Source organism: Neglectibacter sp. X4 (assembly GCF_009917365.1).
Taxonomy (GTDB): Bacteria; Bacillota; Clostridia; order Oscillospirales; family Acutalibacteraceae; genus Acutalibacter.
Genome location: NZ_QWLE01000268.1, coordinates 1 through 649, shown reverse-complemented (window position 1 = coordinate 649; position 649 = coordinate 1). Strand labels below are relative to the sequence as shown.

General features: G+C 31.9%; 1 protein-coding gene. It reads left to right on the top strand.

The genetic code is table 11. The features are described from left to right. Positions 1–159: 159 nt before the first annotated feature. Positions 160–649 (top strand): restriction endonuclease subunit S (locus D1841_RS18060; protein ID WP_207710210.1); only part of this gene is annotated, 490 nt, incomplete at its 3' end.

The window sequence follows — 649 nt, the reverse complement described above, 5'->3', positions numbered from 1 at the left end:
TTTTTATTAAATCTTGCACGATAATGAATGACACTTTGGCATGGGATGTGTCGGGTAATAGGGATAGCTCTAATTGTATTGATATTGATCCAGATACATTGTATATGCTTGAGGCAGTAAAAGAGGAAATCGCATAAATTTGGATTTGTAGTTGAATTGATGAAAACGTTTGACGAGATATTTATTGATTGCACTAAATATGGAGTAAAAATAAAAGCTAGTGAATATTGCGAACAAGGCAAAAATATTATTGTAGATCAGGGACAAGCAAAAATTGCAGGATATACTGATAATAGCGAGGGACTTTTTACAGATGTTCCTGTTATAATATTTGGGGATCATACTAGAACGATTAAATATATAGATACTCCTTTTTTTCTGGGAGCAGATGGTACTAAAGTGTTGAAGTCTAAATTAGAGGATGCAAATTATAAATATCTCTATTATGCGCTTAAGAATACGAAAATACCAAATACGGGATATAGTAGGCACTTCAAATGGTTGAAAAATGCTAAAATCCGATATCCAAATATACAGAAACAAGAAGAAATTGTATTAATCCTTGATAAGATTCAGAAAATTATCGAGTATAACCAAACTCAACTTGCTAGACTAGACGAATTAATTAAAGCCCGATTTGTAGAGATGT